The 21,715-nt window shown below is 54.7% G+C and carries 21 protein-coding genes; 7 read left to right on the forward strand and 14 right to left on the reverse strand.

Features of this window, described 5'->3' with window-relative positions:
• Positions 1-260: 260 nt before the first annotated feature.
• From VNX88_02505 to VNX88_02570, 14 genes are all read right to left on the reverse strand, one after another.
• Complete coding sequence (locus VNX88_02505) at positions 261-599, reverse strand: DUF6572 domain-containing protein (protein HWY67504.1); 339 nt, start codon at positions 597-599, stop codon at positions 261-263.
• Positions 600-627: 28 nt separating this feature from the next.
• On the reverse strand, positions 628-1,152 hold the full coding sequence (locus VNX88_02510) for a hypothetical protein (GenBank protein HWY67505.1): 525 nt from the start codon (positions 1,150-1,152) through the stop codon (positions 628-630).
• Positions 1,153-1,472: 320 nt separating this feature from the next.
• Positions 1,473-1,823, reverse strand: coding sequence for a hypothetical protein (locus VNX88_02515; GenBank protein HWY67506.1), 351 nt, complete (start codon positions 1,821-1,823; stop codon positions 1,473-1,475).
• Between the two features lie 144 nt (positions 1,824-1,967).
• Positions 1,968-7,100 (reverse strand): RHS repeat-associated core domain-containing protein, encoded by a 5,133-nt coding sequence (locus VNX88_02520; GenBank protein ID HWY67507.1) that lies wholly within the window; start codon positions 7,098-7,100, stop codon positions 1,968-1,970.
• A complete protein-coding gene (locus VNX88_02525; protein ID HWY67508.1) occupies positions 7,097-7,933 on the reverse strand; it encodes a hypothetical protein in 837 nt (278 codons plus the stop codon). Before VNX88_02525 ends, VNX88_02520 begins: the two co-directional genes overlap by 4 nt.
• Positions 7,934-8,176: 243 nt before the next feature.
• Positions 8,177-9,319 (reverse strand): PepSY-associated TM helix domain-containing protein, encoded by a 1,143-nt coding sequence (locus VNX88_02530; protein HWY67509.1) that lies wholly within the window; start codon positions 9,317-9,319, stop codon positions 8,177-8,179.
• A 260-nt stretch (positions 9,320-9,579) separates the two neighbouring features.
• The gene (locus tag VNX88_02535; GenBank protein HWY67510.1) at positions 9,580-10,140 is read right to left on the reverse strand and encodes an acyloxyacyl hydrolase; all 561 of its coding nucleotides are present in this window, start codon (positions 10,138-10,140) and stop codon (positions 9,580-9,582) included.
• A gap of 95 nt (positions 10,141-10,235) precedes the next feature.
• Positions 10,236-11,186, reverse strand: a complete 951-nt coding sequence (locus VNX88_02540) for a serine hydrolase (GenBank protein ID HWY67511.1) — start codon at positions 11,184-11,186, stop codon at positions 10,236-10,238.
• A gap of 60 nt (positions 11,187-11,246) precedes the next feature.
• Entirely contained in the window at positions 11,247-11,636 is a 390-nt protein-coding gene (locus tag VNX88_02545; protein ID HWY67512.1) for an STAS domain-containing protein, read from the reverse strand.
• Between the two features lie 155 nt (positions 11,637-11,791).
• Positions 11,792-12,295: an NADH-quinone oxidoreductase subunit NuoI gene (nuoI, locus tag VNX88_02550; protein HWY67513.1), complete on the reverse strand. Its 504-nt coding sequence runs from the start codon at positions 12,293-12,295 to the stop codon at positions 11,792-11,794.
• Positions 12,296-12,344: 49 nt separating this feature from the next.
• Positions 12,345-12,635 carry a PilZ domain-containing protein gene (locus VNX88_02555; GenBank protein HWY67514.1) on the reverse strand — a complete coding sequence of 97 codons (291 nt, stop codon included), beginning with the start codon at positions 12,633-12,635 and terminating at the stop codon, positions 12,345-12,347.
• Complete coding sequence (locus tag VNX88_02560; protein HWY67515.1) at positions 12,632-13,810, reverse strand: acyl-CoA dehydrogenase; 1,179 nt, start codon at positions 13,808-13,810, stop codon at positions 12,632-12,634. The genes VNX88_02555 and VNX88_02560 overlap by 4 nt, the downstream gene beginning before the upstream one ends.
• A gap of 176 nt (positions 13,811-13,986) precedes the next feature.
• Positions 13,987-14,898 (reverse strand): tetratricopeptide repeat protein, encoded by a 912-nt coding sequence (locus tag VNX88_02565; protein ID HWY67516.1) that lies wholly within the window; start codon positions 14,896-14,898, stop codon positions 13,987-13,989.
• A 312-nt stretch (positions 14,899-15,210) separates the two neighbouring features.
• Entirely contained in the window at positions 15,211-15,660 is a 450-nt protein-coding gene (locus VNX88_02570) for an SET domain-containing protein-lysine N-methyltransferase (protein ID HWY67517.1), read from the reverse strand.
• An 81-nt stretch (positions 15,661-15,741) separates the two neighbouring features.
• Here VNX88_02570 and VNX88_02575 point away from each other — a divergent pair, with 81 nt between their 5' ends.
• The 7 genes from VNX88_02575 (at position 15,742) to VNX88_02605 (ending at position 21,578) form a co-directional block, all read left to right on the forward strand.
• Positions 15,742-16,149 carry a hypothetical protein gene (locus tag VNX88_02575; protein HWY67518.1) on the forward strand — a complete coding sequence of 136 codons (408 nt, stop codon included), beginning with the start codon at positions 15,742-15,744 and terminating at the stop codon, positions 16,147-16,149.
• A 323-nt stretch (positions 16,150-16,472) separates the two neighbouring features.
• Positions 16,473-16,943 (forward strand): peptide-methionine (S)-S-oxide reductase MsrA, encoded by a 471-nt coding sequence (msrA, locus tag VNX88_02580; protein ID HWY67519.1) that lies wholly within the window; start codon positions 16,473-16,475, stop codon positions 16,941-16,943.
• A 105-nt stretch (positions 16,944-17,048) separates the two neighbouring features.
• Complete coding sequence (locus tag VNX88_02585) at positions 17,049-17,456, forward strand: helix-turn-helix domain-containing protein (protein HWY67520.1); 408 nt, start codon at positions 17,049-17,051, stop codon at positions 17,454-17,456.
• A gap of 338 nt (positions 17,457-17,794) precedes the next feature.
• Positions 17,795-18,562, forward strand: coding sequence for a molybdate ABC transporter substrate-binding protein (gene modA, locus VNX88_02590; protein ID HWY67521.1), 768 nt, complete (start codon positions 17,795-17,797; stop codon positions 18,560-18,562).
• Positions 18,559-19,242: a molybdate ABC transporter permease subunit gene (gene modB / locus VNX88_02595; protein HWY67522.1), complete on the forward strand. Its 684-nt coding sequence runs from the start codon at positions 18,559-18,561 to the stop codon at positions 19,240-19,242. The genes modA and modB overlap by 4 nt, the downstream gene beginning before the upstream one ends.
• Positions 19,218-19,928, forward strand: coding sequence for an ATP-binding cassette domain-containing protein (locus VNX88_02600; GenBank protein ID HWY67523.1), 711 nt, complete (start codon positions 19,218-19,220; stop codon positions 19,926-19,928). Before modB ends, VNX88_02600 begins: the two co-directional genes overlap by 25 nt.
• A 273-nt stretch (positions 19,929-20,201) precedes the next feature.
• A complete protein-coding gene (locus VNX88_02605) occupies positions 20,202-21,578 on the forward strand; it encodes an NAD(P)/FAD-dependent oxidoreductase (protein ID HWY67524.1) in 1,377 nt (458 codons plus the stop codon).
• Positions 21,579-21,715: the final 137 nt, after the last annotated feature.

Genomic DNA, 21,715 nt, shown 5'->3' on the forward strand with positions numbered 1-21,715 from the left:
CCTTTGCACCGCACCTCGACTCGCCTACAAGAATCACGAGGCAACTCGGGCCCGGTCTGACAACTCCATCACCCACAGTACAACAGCAAAACTTCGACTGAAGTCCGACGGAAACCAATTTCTTCACAGCTTCCTGTCCCCAGGTTTCCCCCCAGGTTTCTTCCTGTCCCCAGGTTTCTTCCAGGTTTCTTTCCCACTTATCATGGATGTCCGCTTTTTCTCTTTCCGGTCCCCTTTTTCCCGCCCCCGTTCAAAGAGAATCAGTTGTCGTAAGAGTCCGCAAAAATCTCATGTCTCAAGCTAAATCCCGCTGACTCGACAACATTCTTCGCTTTGGCCAAAAATCGCTGTCCATGCTGATCGGGCTTGTGCTTGAACACAACGTTGATTACTACTGGGCGGCCTCTTGAATCTGGATAGCTTGTAAGAATCTCGCCGCTTTCAATGAAAGCGAGATACCAATTGATCTTCTCTTGCAGCATTAACTGGTGCTCATTGCTGTTACTCCAATCCAGATGATCAGAAATCGTGAGAATGACTTCTCCCGTGGCTTTGTCAACTCCCGTAAAGTCGATAACCCTTGGCTGATCTACAGACATGCGTTTCGCTATGTTAATTAGACTCGGACTACTTCTTGAGATCCTCTGGTCTGATCACCTTGACTTTAGTTGGGGGGATTTGTGAGCCTCCCGGGAAACCAGGCTTACCGTGACCGCATACCGTACACCCTGTCCTTTCAATTTCTGGGAAGGCTTGCTTTTGCTTGTCGGTTAAAGGAGCTGTTTCTGATCCCTTTGCCTCTGTCAGAGCAACTTTTTCAGACTCTTTGCCGGCAAAATCGAGTCTTGTTTTAACTCCACTCTCGGTCTTCACCGTAAGCTGTTCTACAACCCCTGCTTGCTTCGATTCAAGTTCAGTCTTGACGACTTGCTCAAAGGCCTTTCCCGTGGCTTTATTTACGACCATTTGTTCCGCTTTCGACGTCGCACCCTTTAAGAGCCCCGTTTCTACGCCTTCTACCGCCCCTCCAGCCGCCAGGCCAACGAGGTCTAGAACGGCCTGAACAAATGGATGGCTCAAGGTTTTCACTAGGGCGTTCGCCAGGATCGGAGCTACCCTCCTCGATTCCTCCATTGCTTGTTCATAAGGCATTGGACCTTCGTGCCCATCCGGATCCGCGTGGCTCATGGGGTTGTTGCGGACGTAGCTGTAGAGGTTTAGGGATTGGGGTCGGAGAGGTCGGCGTAGGGGACGGGCTCGGGCTTGTCGGTCCAGTCCGGGCTCATCCAGCGTCCCATAGCGGAGGAGTAGTAGCGCGCGCCGAAATAGTCGAGGCTCGACTCCGAGTCGCGCTCCTTGCCGGTGAACTTGTAGTGGGTGGTAGTGATCTGCGGGTTCCATTCCTGCCCGAAAGGCAGAAACGTGTTTTGCCAGACAGACCGACCTATTCAGTTATCAAGATCCCAGAATTCTTAAGAAGGCCTGATGTTTTCACTCGCCCAACCTGGAAGTAGACTCAGCACTACTCCCTCCGCAATCTCATGCTGTTGAGAAAACACAATCTTGTTATTTTTCTCCTGAAATGGAACCGTAACTGCCCAGTTGGTGATCGCAGGCCCTGAAAGAGTCAGCAGAATATTTCTCGGGGCGCCCTCTTGCTCGAGCTTTCCCCAGAAATAGCTCTGTTCGTCAAAGTCCTCATCGGCGAATTCCTTAGAACGAGCAATAAAGATCGTAATTATGGCTAGAGCTTCATGTTCTTTCGCCTCGCGTATGATTTTCTCAGTAGAGTCAGCTTTATGTTCCTCATCCTCTAGGTTCATCGGTCTCAGGACGGGCTCTCCCGATTTTGTAACGATGAAGGCTGTTGGATCTAGTGTGCGATCTTCCGCGAGGAACTTCTTCGAGAGCTCAAGAAGTTCCAGCGCGTACCCCTTTATGTCCAAATGTTCTGACAATTTGGCAACCTATTTGTCGAGAGGGTGTGTTTCGTTAGGAAGCTTCAATTTCTTGTATTCTTTCTCACGGTTCAGGTTCCTCTGCCGATTGGGGTGCCGTTCGGCTTCGAACGCTTTCCGAGTCTTGCCCTGTGCATTGACGATATGGGCGTCCGGCTTTCTGTTTGAATCTAATCCCTTTACCTTCGTGTTGGATTCTACAGTTTCGCCCGGTTTCGCCTCGTCTTTGGCTTTCTCGACAAGCTCACCTACTTTCGCTTGGTGATCTGGTTTCCCTGGCGAGCCATAAGGATTAGGGGGTGATGCATCCTTGTGGAAGAGCAGTGGCGATCCCATCGGATCGGAACCAGAGATCGGAATTAAGCCACCATTGGCTTGGATTGCATCAAATCCTTTTTGAATCCAGCCTTTGGATTCGGCATATCCAACTGCGACAGCGGCGGTAACCGCACCGACAGCCTGTTCCACATATGGCGATAGCCGTTCCCAAACAGCTTGAACTGGTGGACTCTCAAGGATTTCTTCGACGACTGGATTTTGATGACCGTCAGAATCCGCGTGGCTCATGGGGTTGTTGCGGACGTAGCCGTATAGGTTTAGGGATTGGGGGTCGGAGAGGTCGGCGTAGGGGACGGGCTCGGGCTTGTCGGCCCAGTCCGGGCTCATCCAGCGTCCCATGGCCGAGGAGTAGTAGCGCGCGCCGAAATAGTCGAGCATCGACTCCGAGTCGCGCTCCTTGCCGGTGAACTTATAGTGGTTGGTGGTGATCTGCGGGTTCCACTCCTGCCCGAAGGGCAGGAACGTGCCTTGCCAGATCGGCCAGCCTCCTTCGGAAGTCAGCACTCGCGATGTGCCTAGATGGTCATCGTGATAGTACGTCGTGGTGAGGAAGGGGTACGGACCAGATCCAGCACTATGGTTGACTTCAAACAACCGTCCCGTGACTCCGCTCGTTCCACTTAGGCTCGCACTAGCTGAAGTTTCGCTCGTGTAAATTGGCCGAACCGTTCCGTCGGGGCTGACAATCACGATTTTGTCGTAATAAATATCCCACACTCCAGGTTGCGTGTAGCCGTCCGCGTGAACGCTTACCGTCCCAAGTGTCTTACCAGCAAACTGCGAGATATCGACGATGCGCGAGTGCCATACGCCTGTTGTATTGTCGTTATTAAGCTGTTGGCCGTCTTGATCGTATGTATTCCAGTTGGAATTCGTGCCATCGGCGAACGACAACATCATACCGCCGCGTGCGCCGGCAGACTGCCACTGGCGGAAGTAGAGCTTGTCGCCGGATTGGACGACATAAGGAAGCCAAGCAACATTAGGCGTGTAAACCGTGTACTGCCAGCCGCAATTCGAACAGTTGTTTCCCTGAATGTGGATGCGGTATTCGAAGGAATCGGCCTTCGCGATACGTTGCCCGTTTGCGTAGATGTAATCTGACCAATCGCCGCTCGCAGGCTTGTACTCCGCGATTGGCTGGCCGTTAAAGTAGATATACTCAGTTGCGTCAGAGCCTACGTCCTTCCGCACGCGGTTGCCATCGGCGTCGTAGGTGTACGTTGCGCCATTTGTGTCTACGCTCTTGATGCGACTCTCGGCGTCATAGATGTAGTTGTGGAAGGTATCACTCAGCAGGTTGCCAGCGGGATCGTAGTTGTAGCCAGTCTGTGAAATGCGGTTGTTCCCATCAAAGTTCGGCGTAAACGCCGCAGTACCAAACTGTTTGAGGTTTCCCCAGGGATCAGGCAAGAATGTTTGGTTGAAGTTGCCATCAGTCTGGCTCGCGCTAGTGATCCGGCTGAGCCAATCGTACGCGTAGCTCTGATTTCTCGTAGCGCTCAGTCCATCGACAACGCTCACCACATTACCAGCGTTCCCGTTATTGAAACTCGATTCACCGTAATAGAAAGCGCGATTCACCAAGTAGGGATTACCTGAAAGGCTCGCTTGGGATACTTGCTGAATCGGTTGCAGCCGAGAGTTGAGGTTTTCATAGTTCCAGACGCTATTTCCAAAATAGGACAATCGTAATGCGCCGGTCGGGTGGTAGCCAGGATTCCCACTGGCATTTTGGTAAGCCGTAAAGTATGAGTAACTAGCATATCCGCCGTTGAAATTATCGAAGTTTACATTCAAAAGCCGACCTACGGCGTTGTAACCCTCAGTAATCTTGCGCCCACTCGGATAAATAAGCGAGGTCAGGTGGCCGGCCAAGTCATAGGTTGCATTCACCGGGCTGCCGGTGTCGTTACAGTAGCTCGGAATACAACTACTCTGGCGCACAACGCGACCCATCGCATCGAACGAATACGTTGTCGCAGCGTTTACTTCATTCGAAATATGAATCAGGCGGCCGACGGAATTGCTGACAGGGATGGAGTTCCCGCAGCATGTGTACACTGCCAGATCGTAGGTGTAATCGGTCGGTGGGGTTCCGTCAGAATGAGTCTTTAATGTCAACCGATGAAGCGGATCATAAGAGTAACTGGCCGCGATCCCTCGCGCGTCAGTCTTGCTGATCAGATTGCTATCTGCATCGTAACTGTAGCTCGTAGATCCCGATTCGGGATTGTATGCGGTTAACAACCGCGAGAGTGAATCATAAGTAAAGCTGCGCGTGCGCGGCGCGGAGCCGTCTCCCAGCTGATTGACGTAGGTGAGGTTGCCGAGAGCGTCATAGGTGTAATAGGTCGGATACGAGCCCGAGGTCAGCGAACCGGTGGACGGATTTGGTTCGACTACCTGGGTAAGGCGGCCCAGCGCGTCGGTTGTGCTCTGTCGCTTGCGTCCGGTTTCATCGGTGACGACCACTGTCGGAAAGGCTGAGTAGTCGGTCTGGACCGTGTTGCCATCTTGCCGTGTAAGGATGGTCTCTCGGCCTACGGCGTCATATGTGTGATAGGTCGTGCCATCCGTCGGAGACGGCGCAGCACTTCGATATGGATTGGTTACCGAGTACACGCGCCCTAGGGCGTCGTAAGTGGTATCGGTGATGTCCGCGCCTTCTGGGTCCGAGGTGAGCTGCGTCCGCTTGATTCGTCCCAAGCCATCGTAAAAGCTGTCGCTCACGACACTCGGATTCGGGGTTGCGAGAACGGTCTTGGTGATGTGCGGCGGGACAGGGTCGCCGTTGAAGTTAATTGTGGCTTGGCCCCCGTCGGGATAATTTGCCGACAAGATCCGTCCAAGAGTGTCGTATGAATAGCCAGTCGATTGGTTGTTTTGGTCCGTGAAAGTCGTGAGCAGCCCAGTATTGAAATCGTAGTTGCCGGAGATGATGTGATGAATGCTGCCCGTATCCGGCATCTGCGTCTGCGTGACGTAGGCTCCAGCAAAGCTTGACGAGTAACTGTACGTAGTGGTGTGCCCGCCCGGATCGGTCACCTGATAAGGCATTCCCGTGTCGTAATAGGTTGTGGTAGCTTGCAGCGTTCCGCCGGTTGTGTTGAGCCATTCGCGAACGGAAGTCTGATTACCGCGTATTCCTGGATTGGGAATGCTTGTATCGTGCTGTGTTGTGATTCCTGAGCCCGCAAGGCCATACTCGTCGTATCCATAGCTGGTGGATGCGACTTGATTGCCTGCGCCATCGTAGACCGTCTTTGAGGAAGGGAGATCCAGAAAGTTGGCAGATAGATACGACGAATTCGCAAACGCCTGATAGCCGTGATCCGTGCGGCGCAGAAGCGGACCGGGAGCACCCTGCCCGTAAGCGTACTCGCGAGTTTCTGAAGGATTTCCTGCGTACGAGATGTATTGCTGTCCGTAGTAATAGAAGCCGAGATTATGGTCGTAGTCAGTCTCGGTTTTCGACGTCAAACCGATTGGCCAAATCGTGGTGACGCGGATCGGGTGTACGTCCATGGCCGTCGTAGTGCCATCACCGCCGTTGTCAAACGGATTGGATTGCCACGAATAATCGGTATTAACAGTCTTGAGTAGAGTGCCGGAAGTTCGCGAGCCCTGGAAGTATTGCGTTGAGGTTTCGTAGAACGAGCACGATCCGCCAAGACCTGTGATGGTGTGGGTTGTATCGTTTCCGGCAGGATCAGTGACTACCACTCCGCCGTTCATCAGTCCGTAATTGGTCGTTTTCGGCCCAGAGCCGTCATTTGCATCCACGCTCCGGCTTACCACGATTCGGCTTACTGGTATCAGCCCAGAACCACACATCGCACCGTTATTCCAACCATAGGAGATAGTTCCACCTGTAGGAAGCGTGATCCTGGTGATGTCTCCATAATTGAAGCCCGTGCCGTCGCCCGCATACTCCAGCGTCCAAACCGGACTTGTCGTCCATCCGGTCCCGTTAAAGACAACAATGTTCTGCAACATTGTTTGCGTGGTACTCAGTTCTCTAATGGGATTGCTGTTGACGTCCGTGGCCTGAAAGTTTGTCTGAATGGGAACACTAACGTAGCAGTACTTGACTTGTCGCTGTACGCCCGACGGTCCAGGAAATGTACTGATGCCAGCGCTTACGATGGAACGTGGACCGTTACATCCGGAATAATCCGTAGTGACTGAGCCGCTACCCAGAGTTCTGCCAATGGTATCGGTTATAGAGCCATCGTTGTTCAGCGTTACATAGTTCCCGTTTGGATCTTCAACGACGTCAGCACGATGGCCGTTCCTGTTCAGAGTCGTTGAATTTCCAGTGGCTGGGTAGCCACCATAAAAAATTCCGGCGTTATCAATCGTTTCGTATCCACCATTTGCCGGAGCCATCTGGTGCTGTGCACCATCAAACGTGTAAGCCGAAAACAGGTACACACTCCCGTTGTATGTCCAATGGACACCGATCTGATCAGGGTCACTGGGTACCCAAGCAGGCTGAAATTGCCACTTCCAACTGTCTGTACAAATGCCAAAGCGATTGCAGCTCTGAAACACCCAGAAGTGTTTGTTATTGGTCCAAAATGCAGTGATGTTTCGCTTTACGCTGCCACGCTGCGGATAGCTCCACAAAGGAATGTGGACGATCAGGTTCCCGTTGGTAAGGCTGACAGTATCGATTGCGCCATCTTCATAGCTTCCGTAGGGCTTGAATCCCGTTTCTAGATTCGGGTTCTGCTGAGCGAAGGCGCTCAAGCCGAGCCAGAGACTAAGCAGTGAGGTCAGGTGAATCAGTAGCTTCACTGAGCACCTCCCGAAGTCTCAAAAAGAGCGGGAGAGATAGTTTCGTTCGTGGAGATGGAATCGATGATTACGGAGCTGGTATGCTTTCCGTTCTGAGATACCTCAATGTGGAACGGGAAATAAACCCCGTCCACATTGCGAAAGTCCGAAAAGGCGGCCTGAGCATCCTCAAAGGTAAGGGCATCCACGGTGCTAGGCACGCGGTAGTCCACTCGCAAGGGCAATCCAGTGCCCTGTTCGATGTACCAATCCTGCACCTGTAACACATCTGCGGGAGAACCTGTCTCGATCGCAAGCCGTACATGTACTACGGCTTTTCCATCCGACACTTCCTGCGCAACAATCGTGTTTTTGAGAGCTCCTCCATTGCGCCTCCTGAATAAGACAACGGCTGGTAGATGCAATGGAGGTGCTGCATCTGCCACGTACGCGAACAAACTCTGCCTTTTACCGTTCACTAACTGAGCCGGCGAACCGTGCCCACTGACAAACACGCGCACGTTGGGTCCATCCCTGACCTCATCTCGAAATTCGAGCTTTGGCCCCGAGATGTCGTCGTCCCATGTAAACGCGAGACTGCGCTTGGAGTCTTCTTCGGGAAGCGCGATAGTTCCAGTGGCGTGCACATTCCTCAAAGAGGCAATTGCACGCTCTCCACCCAACGCTGCAATCGCGGCACGAATTACCGCTGAAGCATCCGCTGAATTTGAGCTTGTTACCGGCTTTGAAGTGGTATCGGCGGCCACTGGGCTCTGTGCAAGACAGTAGGTTGCGAAAACCAGAACGGCAGCGGAAAGAACGCTCGGAAAGGCTCGACTCAGTTGTCTCTGCAAGGGGGAGGCCTCCAGTAACTCTTATTTACGGAAACTAGAGTTGCGGAAGCATACCGGAGAAAATCAACTTGTCAACCTTCCCGTTGTGGAAATTCCGGAATACGGAACAGCCTGATGCAACACTTGTAGTTAGGCTATTGCAACAATCTGTGGAAAACTAGATCTTAATTCCCAGAATGAGGCTTTTCCCTGTGTGCGGTCCTATTTGTACCACATAGGAACCCTGATTATTCCCAATAAGGATTAACTGGCGCCAGCACCCACGTCGACTTTGAGCGGGGCAGCAGCTGAGGCCGGCCCTGCCATTTGGCTTGCCTTGCGCCGGTTCCACCAAATGAGCGGGCCAGTGATTGCCAGGATCGGCAGCATCAGGCTGAAGAAGGCTGCCAGAATCCGCATAGGTAAATTAAAGATGTCGCCGGTGTGGAGTTCGCGGTTCCAGATGCGGGCGTACTTTACTGCGGCTGACATGTCGCGCGAACTTTGTACTTGCAGCACTTTGCCGCTGTACGCGTCGATGCGAATCCGGCTGCGGCCGGCTGGGGTGTGGTCTTCGGGGAACTTTAGTCCGATGGTTATGGCTTGCTTTGGACTTTCGGGGAGTTGGATTCCCGTGATCCTCGCTTCCGGGAGAGTGTTGTGCGCGATCTGTACTATGCGGTCTGGCGATAGTGGAACGCTTCCTGAAGCGGGAATCTCTGGGGAGACCGGACGGACTGCCGGAGTGGATGATAATTGCTGGGCCAGCTTGCCTACTTCCCTTTCCCAATGGATACATATGCCGGTCCAGGCGAAGATAAACAAGAAGATCGACGAAGCTACTCCGACCAGGTTGTGCAAGTCGTAGTTGAAGCGCTTGAGCGATCCTTCGCCCCTCAGGAAATCCCAAGATAGGCGAAACAGCTTTCGCGGCCACCAAAGGACGATTCCTGTTATGGAAAGAACTAACAGGAATACGGAACTCCATCCGGTTATTTCGTCTGCGATCTCGCCTACGAGTAGATGCGTATGGAACTGATGAACTTTGTTGGCGAAGTGATTGGCCTGGTCGTCCGATCCGAGTACTTCGCCGGTGTAGGGATTCATGAACAGCGCAAGGTTCTTGCCGGACGCATCCTTGAGCCCGACAAAAAGCGAGAAGTCGGCGCGCTGCGGCAATCCGAACTCTTCGATTTTCGCTCCGGGATTCGCGGCGAGGAGTCTCGCTGTGATCGCGTCGAGTGAGAGCGGTTGCCCTTCCGGGTGAACGTAGGAAAGTTTGGCGTTCAGCGCGCGATCGATCTCGCCTTCGAAGGCGACCAGGGCGCCGCTGACTCCTAATAGAAAGAGGAAGAGTGCGGCTGTGAGTCCGGCCCAGAGGTGGAGGTTGAGGAGTAGTTTTCGCATGGAGGAACGCGCCTAGTGCGTCTGAAAGTCGTTCTCCACTGCCCCAAAACCCGTCTTCCGGAGCCTCAAAATATGCTCTTGAGTGCCCCAAAACCGACGTTTTTGCACCTCAGAACGACGCTCAGTCATGCCCTATAGACGTCAATAAGGGTTGAAAGTTCACTCATAACAAAGGATTTAATGCCCTCTGTTGAGGCTGCAAGCGATGTTTTGTCGGCAGTATTGCATTGCGCAAAGCCTGAAAATCGCGTTTTCCAGACCTATTTATGGAACTTACCGATCCCGAATCGGACCTGGATGGTGTTCAAACCTGGGTTGGGAACGGACAATCCGGCGTTGGAAATGTGCACATACTTGAGCGCTAAGGTGGCGTGATAGTCGTTATTGCCGAACGGAATGTGCACTCCGACGCCCGCCTGGGGCGTGAAATTGACTGCATTGGTGCCGGAGGGAACGTCGTGAGTGGTGATAAGAACGCCGCCACCGAGCTCCACAAAGGGAATAGCGTGGCTCGCATTGCGCCGGAAATTGTACTTAACGTCGAACGGAGTGAAGCTTATCCCGTACGCGTTCTGGATCGGTTGGCGCACAAAGTAGATCGGGATCGCTTCTAGTTCGTACTGAAACGATCCGCGACCGAGGTCAAAGAGCCCGAATCCGTAGCGTACGCCGGCGTTAAAGATGGTTGTGTCGCCGCGTCCGCCGGCGACGCTGTGTCCGCCTTGCGCGAAGAACTCGATTTCACGGCTGCCGCTGGTGACCTCCTGTCCCCAAAGATTGGCGCAAAACAACACTACACACAGCAATAGCAGCTTTCGCATTCGTCGATTCCCTCGATTGTTGATCGAAAAATTGAATTTATCACGCCGTGGATTCGCGGATTTGTGCCCCCCGACTGATGCACGAAAGTTACCGCTTACTTCGCCGGAACGGCGCGCCCGTACTCCGACGATCGGCCCATGCGGTCGAAATATTGATACGCAGCAAGCGCGATTTCGCTGATTGCGCGTTGTCCGGCGCGCTCATCATGCAGGTACGTCGTCATAACGCAGAGAATAAAGGGCCGATTGGGCACGAAAATGATGCCGGAATCGTTCCTAACTGCCTCGAGTTCTCCCGGTTTGTTGGCGATGGTTACATCGTTCGGCAGAAGCTTGGGAATACTGCTGTCCTTGGGTGTGGAGAGAACTTTGAAGAAGTCGGCGGTAAGTTCCTTGTCGAACAGCTTATTGCGGTAGATAGCATCGAGCAGAGTCATCATTTCGCGTGGAGTCGAGATGTTCTCTCGGCCTTGTCGAGCTGCGGCGATGTCCATCATCTTGCGCTGTAAATGCGTGTTCTTGAGTCCGAGAGACGTCAACATTCGCTCAACGTTGGGCATTCCGACGCGATCAATGAGCACATTGGTCGCGGAATTGTCGCTCACGGCGACCATCATCGTCGCTAAATCGCGATTCGTGACGCGGCTAACGCCCGGAGTAAGTCCTCCCATAATGGAACTGTCAGGGACAAGGTCCTCGCTGCGCATCGTATAGAGGTCGGCGAGCCGGGCTACGCCGCTCTCGCCGCGACGTCCACGCTGCTCCTGATCGTAGAGTTCGGCTAGAACCGCGATCTTGATGGAGCTGGCTTGCGGAAAAACGTCGTCACCGTGCAGCAGAAAAGTTTCACCGCTGCTCAGATCGCGAATAGCGACGCCCATAACGCCGTCAAGATGGCGGTCTATGTCGGTGATCTTGTCTTGTAATTTGCTCCAGAGAGCCTGCTGCTTTTCCTTGGTAGGAGTCTGCGGGCAGCAATTCGGCGCAAGAGTCTGCGCCCAGGCACAGGAGCACCCCAAGAGAAAGACCCAGAATGCCGCTTTCATTTTTCGCGCAGAATGATTCAACGCGCCAGGAAGTCCGGAGATATGCGCAATCAACGTCCTTTAGGCAGTTTCTCTGCGCGACATAGTCGCAACCGTCCCGCGGGGAGACGAACTGAACGCACTGGCGGCCTTGTACTCGTCGTCGTAGCTCTCGAATACGGTGATTAGCTTTGTAATCTGCAGCAAATCCCCGACGCGTTTGGTGAGGTTCGCCAGCTTAATGTCACCACCAGCATTGCGCGCTGTAGTGAACAGGCTGACCATAGTTCCAATGCCGCCGCTATCGATGTAGCTGACTTCTCCCAAGTTCAAGACAACACGATTGTTCTCGGCCAGCTCCCTCTTAACCGTCTCTCGCAATTGACTGGCCTCGTCGCCGAAGACAATGCGGCCAACACAGTCGATTACCTTCACACCTTCAATGGTGCGAGAACTGATTTTTAACGCCATAGAGCCCTCACGGAGTGCAGGCCGAAAGCGTACTCCCAACCCCCCTACTTTGCAAGCATTAGGAGCGGCTCAAGGTGCGCAGTTGCGCGAAAAGTCGCACTTGCTCTAGGAAGGCGGAGGTCACAATGGCCGGGTTACTTACGGACCGTCGCGTCTTAGTGCGCGCTTTCTAACTCCGGCTCCGGCTTTACTGCCCGGAGCTTTCCGCCGGGAATAGGAGCCAGCAGTTGTTCTTTGCGATAGATAAGGTTGGTCGCATTGAAGGTGGCCAGTTCGAAACCGTGGCCATGCGTGATCGCGTCAGTAGGACATGCCTCAACGCAGTAACCGCAGAAAATGCAGCGGTTGTAGTCAATGTTGTACACGGCAGCGTAACGCTCGGCACCGCTAATGCGGTTCTCGGCCGTGTTCTCGGCCGCCTCGATGTAAATGCAGTTAGAAGGGCAGGCAGCGGCGCACAGGAAGCATGCGACACACTTCTCCAGGCCATTTTCGTCGCGTTGCAGCACGTGAAGACCGCGAAAGCGCTCCTGAAATACGGCACCACGCAGCGGGCCAGGGCCGTCCGGATAATTCTCTACTGTCGTCGGCTGGAACATCTCCCTGAAAGTGATGGACATGCCTTTGGCAATAGCTGCGATGTGCTTCACGATCGACATGTTTCGAATTATACCTGCAGCAATTTTGCGTAGAAAGAGTCGTGGAGTGTCAGTCGGCTACCTTGTCGACAAATTGCATTCCCAGAATGTTGCCCTCAAGACGACGTACGACAACATCCACCACATTCGTCTCGCGCGAGACTGACTCCACGATGCTGATCCGCATTTTGCGTCCCGGTTCAAGGGACTGCGCGAATGGAAGCGATGAGACCTCGACGTTCATTCCATTGCCACTGACTTGCGACAGCAATCCAAGTTCGCGCCCAGTCTCGTCATACACGCGTGCCTCTTCCCCTACAACCAAGCGCGGAAACCGACGACGATTGCTGCTCGACTTCACTTCGATAGCACCAGCTTAGCGATGGTCTGGAGCTGCATGTTCGATGTACCTTCGTAGATCTTGCCGATTTTAGAGTCGCGAAAGTATTTTTCTACCGGATACTCTTTCACAAATCCATTGCCGCCGTAGATTTCGACGGCCAGCGAACTCACGCGTTCGGCTACTTGCGAGGTGAATAGCTTGGTCATCGCCGCTTCCTTCACGAAGTTCTGTCCTGCATCTTTCATGCGTGCCGCGTTGTACACCATCAGCCGTGCAGCTTGAATGTCAGTCGCCATCTGCGCCAACTGGAACTGGATTCCCTGAAAGTCCGAAATGGGCTTTCCGAATTGCTTGCGTTCTTGCGAGTACTTGGCTGCCGCTTCCCACGCGCCTTGTGCTAAACCGAGCATCTGAGCGCCGATGCCAATTCGCCCTTCGTTCAGCGTCTCGATGGCGATCTTGTAGCCTTTGCCGGACTCTCCAAGGACGTTCGCTTTCGGGACGCGGACATCTTCCATGATCAGCTCGCAGGTACTGGAAGCGCGAATACCCAGCTTGTCTTCCTTCTTGCCAACGGAAAATCCCGAAAACTCTTTCTCAACCAGGAATGCGGTGATGCCGCGATAGCCGGCAGATGGATCAACATTCGCGAACAAAACAAAAACGCCCGCTTCCTTGGCGTTCGTAATCCACAGCTTGCGGCCATTAATGACGTATTCATTACCGCGCAATTCGGCGCGAGTCTGCATGGCAAACGCGTCCGAACCTGAACCGGCTTCGCTCAGCGCATACGCACCCACGGTATTGGCTGCCATGCGCGGGAGGTAGCGACGCTTCTGGTCCTCATTCCCCCAGCGAAGAAGTGCATTGTTCACGAGTGTGTTCTGCACATCAACGAGCACCCCTGCTGAGGGATCAACGCGCGAGATCTCCTCCACCGCAAGAATGGCTTCGAAAAAACTGCCGGCGCCTCCGCCATACTGCTCAGGAATCTCGATGCCCATTAGTCCAAGCTGAAAGAACTGCTCGATCAGTCCATGATCGAAGACCTGCTTCTCATCCATCTCCCGCACCAGCGGACGCAGCTTCTCTTCCGCGAACTGGCGTACGTTGTCCCGAAATAGGACTTCGTCCTCGGTGAGGTTAGTAAGAGGCGCAGGCGGGGCTGTGGCTTCGATCACTGCTTCAGACATTCTGATTACTCCGAAAGCTGGGCAAACAAGTGATTTTAGCATTACGCGAAACCGGTTTAGGTGAGAGATACCGGTGAGCGGACTCGCGTTCAGAGAAGGGTTCTAGCAATCATGGAGTCACTAAATTGCAAAGCCCCGGCGAGGGCAGCCGGAACCACGCAAGCAGCAAGACTACGTTATTTCGCTGTAGAAAGGAGCCCAGGCTTACGCCACACGATCCGCAACTTCTCGCCGTCGAGAATCTTCTGCATTTGTCCGCGGGCGTAGTTGGACCAGGCGCCTACGGGATCCATGCGCACATACGCGCGCCAGTGAGCCAGAGCCTTGCGCGGCTTGCGGAGACGCTCGTACGCAAGCGCCAGGTTGTAGTGCGCGTCAGCGTAGTTAGGAGCGATGGCAATAGCGGAGCGATATGCCTCCACGGCTTCGCTCAGCCTGCCGGTCTCGTCGAGGACATTGCCGAGATCGAAGAACCCCAGCGCGTATCGCGGATCGATCTCTACTGCGCGGCGATACTGGTTCTCGGCTTCCCGGTAATTTTGCTGGTTGTAATAGATCGTTCCCAAATTGATACAGGCTGCCGCGTGCTTGGCATCGAGTTCCAGAACTCGCCGATAGGCGGCAATGGCTTCCTGCTGTCGTGCTGGATTCTCCTCGATCGCAACCGCGGCCACAAAGAGTTCAGCGGCCGTCTGAGCTACTCGCGGCTGCGCCGTTCGCGCTTCTACGATCTTCGGACGATCGAAAGCGAGAAAAAATTGGCCGGCGAGCGGATCAAGTTCACGTCCTTCGTGACGGAAGGTAATCCGTGAGCCATGCGAGAAGACACCTGCCTCAAGCAGCGGATTCTCCATTCCCGCAACTTGGCGCTGCATCGCATCGAGCGACGCTCGAATCATCGCGGGACGCATTTTCTTGGCACGAAGCTCGTTCAGCTTTTTGATTTGGAGAAGATCGTAAAAGGAATAACTCTCGGCTACGGCGATTAGTCCAGCACGCTCCCATCCCGCCAACTGGTGCGGACTGATGCGCAGCATGCGAATTACTTCAGCTCGAAGATATCGTTCCACGGCTCCCGACTCGCCCACTCTGGCTCGGTTGAGGTTAGTTTAACGCCAACGTTTCCGGTCAAACGGTTCGCCTTCTTTTCACTCTGATTATGAGAAGGCGAAAGTTAAATATCAAGTGAAAAATCAGAGGGTTACCCGGGAAGTATGAGGAAAACATGGTCCCAATCTTGCGAGTACAGAGGAACGGCAACAGATTGAGCAGAAGTTGGCGAGACGGCCAACGCGCTGGTGCAGATCGTACGACTGGGTCGCGACTCAGGGACGCCTCATGCGACGACCGACACGCTACCCGCCCCGATGTTCCCGCTGCCTACACACTTTTCGTCCCACTTACGCTGTCTTGGTTTTGCCCTTAGGCCGCTTCTGCCGCCTGAGGTCTTCCTCTGAATACATCGTGCCGCGGCAATTCTTCGATCCACAAAAACACGGCGCCGGATCGTCCTCCGCTCCGTCGTAGAGCATGTAGTCGTAAGTAAGCTCTTCTCCGGCTTCGATGTCGCGGATGGCGATGATCCAGACGTGCCCGTCTGCCTCATCGGTCTCGCAATTGGGATCGCAGGAGTGATTGATGAACATCGCCGTGCCATGCCCATCGATGATGCGTTTTCCGTCTCTCAAGCCAAACAAATAGGTAGTAGAACGGCCATCATAGATTTCATCGGCTTGCTCGGGCGAAATGAGTGGGCCGGTATACTCAACCACAAAGGTTCCTTTGCGGATTTTGGTCGTGGTGTAGCAACCGGCGGCGTGAATGTCGGAAGAACGAATGATGAGTCCCATGCAAGAGTGTCTGACTTGCGCGCGGTGTCCCGAGACGGCAGTATAACCAACGCTGTATTACCTGCTGATTGAGGATGCGACATGAAGGCCGCTGGTTACTCCGGCACTCCGCTTTACAAGAAGCTCGGCATCAAACCAGGACAGCGAGCGTGGTTCGCCGGGAATCCGTCGGGCTATGAAGACGAGCTGCGTAACATCGGCGACTTCAACAGAGTGCAGAAGCTCGGCAAGGAATTGGACTTCCTCCACTTCTTTACAGCGAGCCGGAAGACTCTAGCGACGGAAATCCCAAAGCTGCGCGACGCAATGAACGCCAACGGCATGCTCTGGATCTCCTGGCCTAAGAAGGCTGCCAAGCTTCCAACCGATCTGGATGAGAACATCGTTCGGGAGATCGGACTCAAAGCGGGACTCGTCGATGTAAAAGTCTGCGCCGTCGATGAAACATGGTCAGGACTGAAATTCGTGTTCCGGCTGAAGGACAGGTGAGTGACGAACAGGCCAGGCGCCATGGAACGGCAATGAAACTGTCCTCCCTCGAGCCACCGCGTGGTGGTTAATGAGCCCAAAACAACTCAAGGCGGCTTGGGGGATCTGCTGTTGTTTCGAACTGGAGAACAGCAGATCCCCCGCGCCGCCAGGCTATGCTTCGAGGTACAACCAAAGTCGACGCGGCGCGAGAGATGACAGTTTCCAAGGAGAATCCAGTCTCCCAGCCGCTCGAACCATGCAGAGAGGAAGTCTTTGATTTGCTGTACCACATGTTTCGCTTCCCAAAAACCGGCACGATAGAATTGGAGGCGAGGAACACTATGGAAACTGCAACCTTTGGCGCTGGATGCTTCTGGGGAGTTGAGGAATCATTTCGGCAAATACCGGGCGTTCTCGATACGGCTGTCGGCTATCTCGGAGGCCACATGCAGAGCCCCACGTACCAGGACGTCTGTACCGACGAGACCGGTCACGCCGAAGTAGTTCAGGTCACCTACGATCCGGCGAACGTTAGCTACGAGCAATTGCTGAACGCCTTCTGGGAGTCCCACGATCCCACAACCCTGAATCGGCAAGGACCCGATATTGGAACACAGTATCGCTCGGCGATCTTCTTTCACTCGCCAGAGCAGGAGAGGCTCGCTCGCGCGTCGAAAGAAAGGATGCAAGCCTCCGGGAAGTTTCGTCGGCCGATCGTGACTGAAATTACACCCGCTTCCACTTTTTATCGCGCCGAGGACTACCACCAGAAGTATCTGGCAAAGCGCGGAATGAGCCATTGTCACATTTAGCTTCTGAGCTTAGGGAAGGGCACCGCCTTCAGCCGTACCGCTAGAACAATCAGTTGATTTGTCGGCGTTAAGCAGCTCAGGAGCCTAGCAGCTAGAAGCTTTCTTATGAAACTCTACACTCCACGCGACGCCGCTCAAGTGCTTGGCATTAGCTATCCCGCGATCAAGCAGTGGATCTATCGCGGCAAGCTGAAGACGGCGCTCACTGCAGGCGGACACCATCGTGTTCCCGAATCGGAAATAGATAAATACCTCGCTTCCATTCGTAAGCATGGTGCCGTGCCGAAACGCCGCCAGACCTTTCGCCGCATCAGCGGACGCAACCAGCTCATCGGCAGAATTATGGATCTGAAGATTGAAGGACTCTTGGCCCAGGTAACGCTCGGCATTGGCGACCAGAAGATCACTTCCATCATCACCGCCGACGCAGCCCGGGAGATGCGCCTTGCCAAGGGCATGGTCGCAGCCGCATTGGTCAAATCCACCGAAGTCATGATTGTCCTTCCCGATTGACGTTTTTCGCCTCGCTCAGTCTTGTAGCAAGTCTTTCTTGCTCGCACTACAGCCGACTTTCCATTAGGTCTGTCATCCCTCGCGTCCGCCGCAGCGGACGCGGGGGACCTGCTGTTCTCATTGCTTACGATGCTCAACGCCAACGGCAGATCCCCCGCTCCGCATTGAACTCACTGATGTCCTCCACAACTTCGCGGCGGAGCGAGGGATGACAGTGCTGAGAAGAGGGAAATTACGCCCATTCCTAAAGCGCACTCAACAAACCTCGTCTAAGCGCTAATCGTATTGACGAATTGACTTAAATCGTCTGAAATCGTATAGATCACCCATCGAGACGATTGAAACTTCTTCTCACTCTTGCTTGGTTACTGTGTGGATCTCTTCCCGCATACGCACAGGAGGAGCTGACCATCGCTGCTGCCGCCGATCTGCAGCCGGTGATGAAAGAGATTGCGGCTCGGTTTGAAAAACAAACCGGAAGCAAAGTGAAGCTTGTCTTCGGATCGTCAGGCAACTTCTTTGCACAGCTTCAGAATGGTGCGCCCTTTGATGTTTTCCTGTCTGCCGACGTGGAGTATCCGAAGAAACTCGAAGCTGCAGGATTAACTGAGCCTGGATCGCTGTATGAGTACGCCACGGGGAGGATCGTGCTCTGGATTCCGAGCAATTCCAACATCGACGTCAATAAAGGCTTGGGCGTAGCCGCCGATCCCCAAATTCGCCGACTCGCAATTGCGAATCCGGCGCACGCTCCCTACGGCCGCGCCGCCGAAACCGCACTCAAGAATGCGGGGTTATGGCAACAGGTCTTGTCCAAACTAGTGCTTGGCGAAAACATCTCCCAAACCGCTCAGTTCGCCAATTCGGGCAATGCCGACGCCGCCATACTCGCGCTCTCCCTTGTGCTGGCTCCGGCCATGAAGGACAGAGGAAAGTACTTTGTCGTTCCTCAGGAAATGTATCCTCCGCTTCGGCAGGCGGCTGTCGTTATCAGAGCCTCTGGTCATAAAGCCGTTGCCTCACGCTTTATCGAGTTTCTGAAAGCTCCTGACACTCGCTCACTGTTCTCTCAATACGGATTCCAGGAGCCGGGGAAGGCGCGATGAACTGGTCTGCGATTTGTCTCAGCTTGCGCCTGGCGGCAACCGTGTGTGTTGTGCTGCTGTTGGTCGGCGCTCCCCTCGCTTATTGGATCGCGTTCTCGCACCGCCGGTGGAAATTTCTAGTCGAAGCCGTGGTTGCATTGCCGCTGGTTTTGCCACCGACTGTACTCGGCTACTACATGCTGGTGGCTCTTGGTCCGAGGAGTCCGCTGGGGAGCTTTGCCGAATCAGTACTGTCTACTCGGCTAACCTTCTCCTTCCCAGGACTGGTTATCGCATCGGTGCTCTATAGCCTCCCGTTCGCGGTTCAGCCGATGGCAAACGCATTTGGCTCGGTGGACCCCAGACTTCTCGACGCGGCAGCCGTGCTCGGAGCATCGAGGTGGCGCAGATTCCGCACGATCACTTTGCCGCTGGCCAAGGCCGGAGTAGTCACTGGAGCGGTCCTGAGCTTCGCGCACACGCTCGGAGAATTCGGAGTCGTGCTCATGGTCGGCGGCAACATTCCCGGCGTAACGCAGACGATTTCGATCGCGATCTACGATGAGGTTCAGGCGCTGGACTACGCGGTTGCCGCGCGTACATCGGCGCTGCTGCTGATTTTCTCCTTTGTGACTCTCGCGCTCGTGTACGCTCTAAATCGGCGAAGCTCCCTCTGGTGGTCGAGCGCGCGGAACGCTTGAACGTACTCACAGCAGAAATCCGACTAAAGCTATCGTCGTCGTTCCAACTCGACTGCGCCTTCGAGGTACCACCGGGCTTCAGCGTACTCTTTGGGCCTTCCGGAGCTGGGAAAACGTCAGTCCTCGACTGCATTGCCGGAATCAAGACGCCCGACGCGGGCAAAATCGCAATCGACGGCAACGCGATGTTCGACTCATCGCAGGATCTGAACCTCTGGCCCTCGCAACGCCGGCTGGCCTATGTGTTTCAAAGCCTCGCGTTATTTCCGCATCTGAGCGTTTCGGAAAACGTTGCTTATGGGTTGCGGCATGAACCAAAAAACGCCGCCACCGAACGGAGCCGCAAGATGCTGGCGCAATTTGGCATCGAGCAATTGCAAGCGCGCCGTCCGGGCGATCTCTCCGGAGGCGAGCGGCAGCGTGTGGCGCTGGCGCGCTCCCTGGTGACTGATCCACGCGTGCTTTTGCTCGACGAGCCGCTGGCGGCTTTGGATCGAACCACGCGAAAGAAGATCGTGGACGATCTGCGCGGTTGGAATGCAGCTCAAAAGGTCCCGATTCTCTATGTGACGCACTCTGTCCGAGAGGCCCTGGCGCTGGGTGAGCGCGTCCTGGTTATGGAGCACGGCCGCGTAGTCGCAAGCGGCGCTCCCTCGGAATTGCTGAATCCTGAAGACTGGGACTGATTCAATAAACGGAGCGCCGGGCGCCGCCGCCCGGCGAAGTGCGTCGATTGCGGCGTATCAGGTTGCTGAGAAACAATCATCCCGTCCCAGTGACTGTCATTCTGAGGCCCGGTTTTGGCTGAAGGATCTCCCGGAATATCTCACACTAGATTGGCGCGTCCTGGCTCTTTGGCAAGGAATTCTCGTGAGAGAGCCTCGAAATTGCAATTAAGACTGATGCGTCGCGGGAGATCCTTCGGCCCAAAACCCGGCCTCAGGATGACAGTTCGCAAAATGAATTCATCGCACGCAAACGTCATCCAACTTCACATGGAAGCATTTCAACCTGATGTGCTCGTTATCGGTGCCGGAGTAGCAGGCTTGGCGGCAGCCGGAAGGCTGTCGCAGGCTGGGCTTCGCGTTTTGGTTGTTGAAGCGCGCGACCGCATCGGTGGCCGCGTGCTCACGATTCATCCCGCCGGATTCGAAACGGCCGTCGAGCTTGGAGCGGAGTTCGTTCACGGGCGTCCGCCTGAGAGCTTCGAGTTAATCAAGAGCAGCGGGCTTCACGCGGTCAAAATCGAAGGCCGGCCCTTCTGCTCAAACGAGCACGCCATCGGAAAATGCGACTTCTGGGAACGCATCGAGAAGGTACTTGAGGCAATGAAGAAGCAGGCTTCGCCGCAGCAGTCCTTTGATGCATTCGTGAGTCAACTCCGAGATCCGGAAATCAGCGACGAAGACAAGAAGGCCGCTTGCATGTATGTGCGCGGATTTCACGCGGCTCATCCCGAGGAGATCAGCGTGCAATCGCTAATCGAGGGAATGAAGGCCGAAGAGGAGATCGACGGCGATAGTCAGTTCCGTCTGCCGCAAGGATACGATCGCCTCCTAGCCGCGCTTGCACAGAGGCTCGATGGCGAGCGCGCGAAGGTTCAACTCAGCACGGTTGTAACGCAAGTGAAGTGGAAACCGGGTTCGGTAGAAGTCTACGTCGCGCGTAACGATGATATGCGAGCCATAATCTCAGCCCGGCGATTGCTCTCGACCTTGCCACTCGGCCTGCTGCAGGCGCAGGACACTCGGAGCGGAGCAGTGAACTTCGACCCGCCGCTCTCCCAAAAGACGAAGGCACTCTCAGGGTTGCGCGTCGGCCACGTGATCCGCGTGAGCATGATCTTCCGCAGGCGCTTCTGGGCTGAAATGAAGGCCAACGGACAGTCCCTTGCAAACATGACATTTCTTTTCTCCAGAGATCCGGATTTTCCGACTTGGTGGACATTCGCGCCGCTCGAAGTACCGTTGCTCACCGGATGGGCTCCAGCCGATGCTGCCGAGCGGCTTTCGGTTCTTAGCAATGACGAGATTTGTGAACGCGCACTGATCTCGCTTGCGCATGTCTTCCACCTCCCGGTGGAGCGCTGTCGCGAGGATCTGCTACACGCCTACACGCACAATTGGCAGAATGATCCCTACGCTCGAGGCGCCTACAGTTATGTCGCGCAAGGCGCTAGCGATACGCAACGGGAGTTCGCGGCGCCCATCGATAACACGCTCTTCTTCGCCGGAGAAGCTACGAATTTTGCGGGACACCATGGAACCGTTCACGGGGCGATCGCTGGCGGATATCGGGCAGCGGAAGAGATTGCGAGTTCGTTGATCAGGAGCTGACAGTAGTTGCGGATTTATAAGAACTGTCATCCTGAGGCCCGGGTTTGGCCCTGAGCTTGCCGAAGGGACCTCCCGGAATGAATCGGAGTTGACTGCTCTGTCCCGGCTCTTTCACGACGATTCTCGTACAAAAGCCA

The sequence above is a fragment of the Terriglobales bacterium genome, assembly GCA_035567895.1.
In the GTDB taxonomy this organism is placed as follows: Bacteria; Acidobacteriota; Terriglobia; order Terriglobales; family Acidobacteriaceae; genus Gp1-AA112.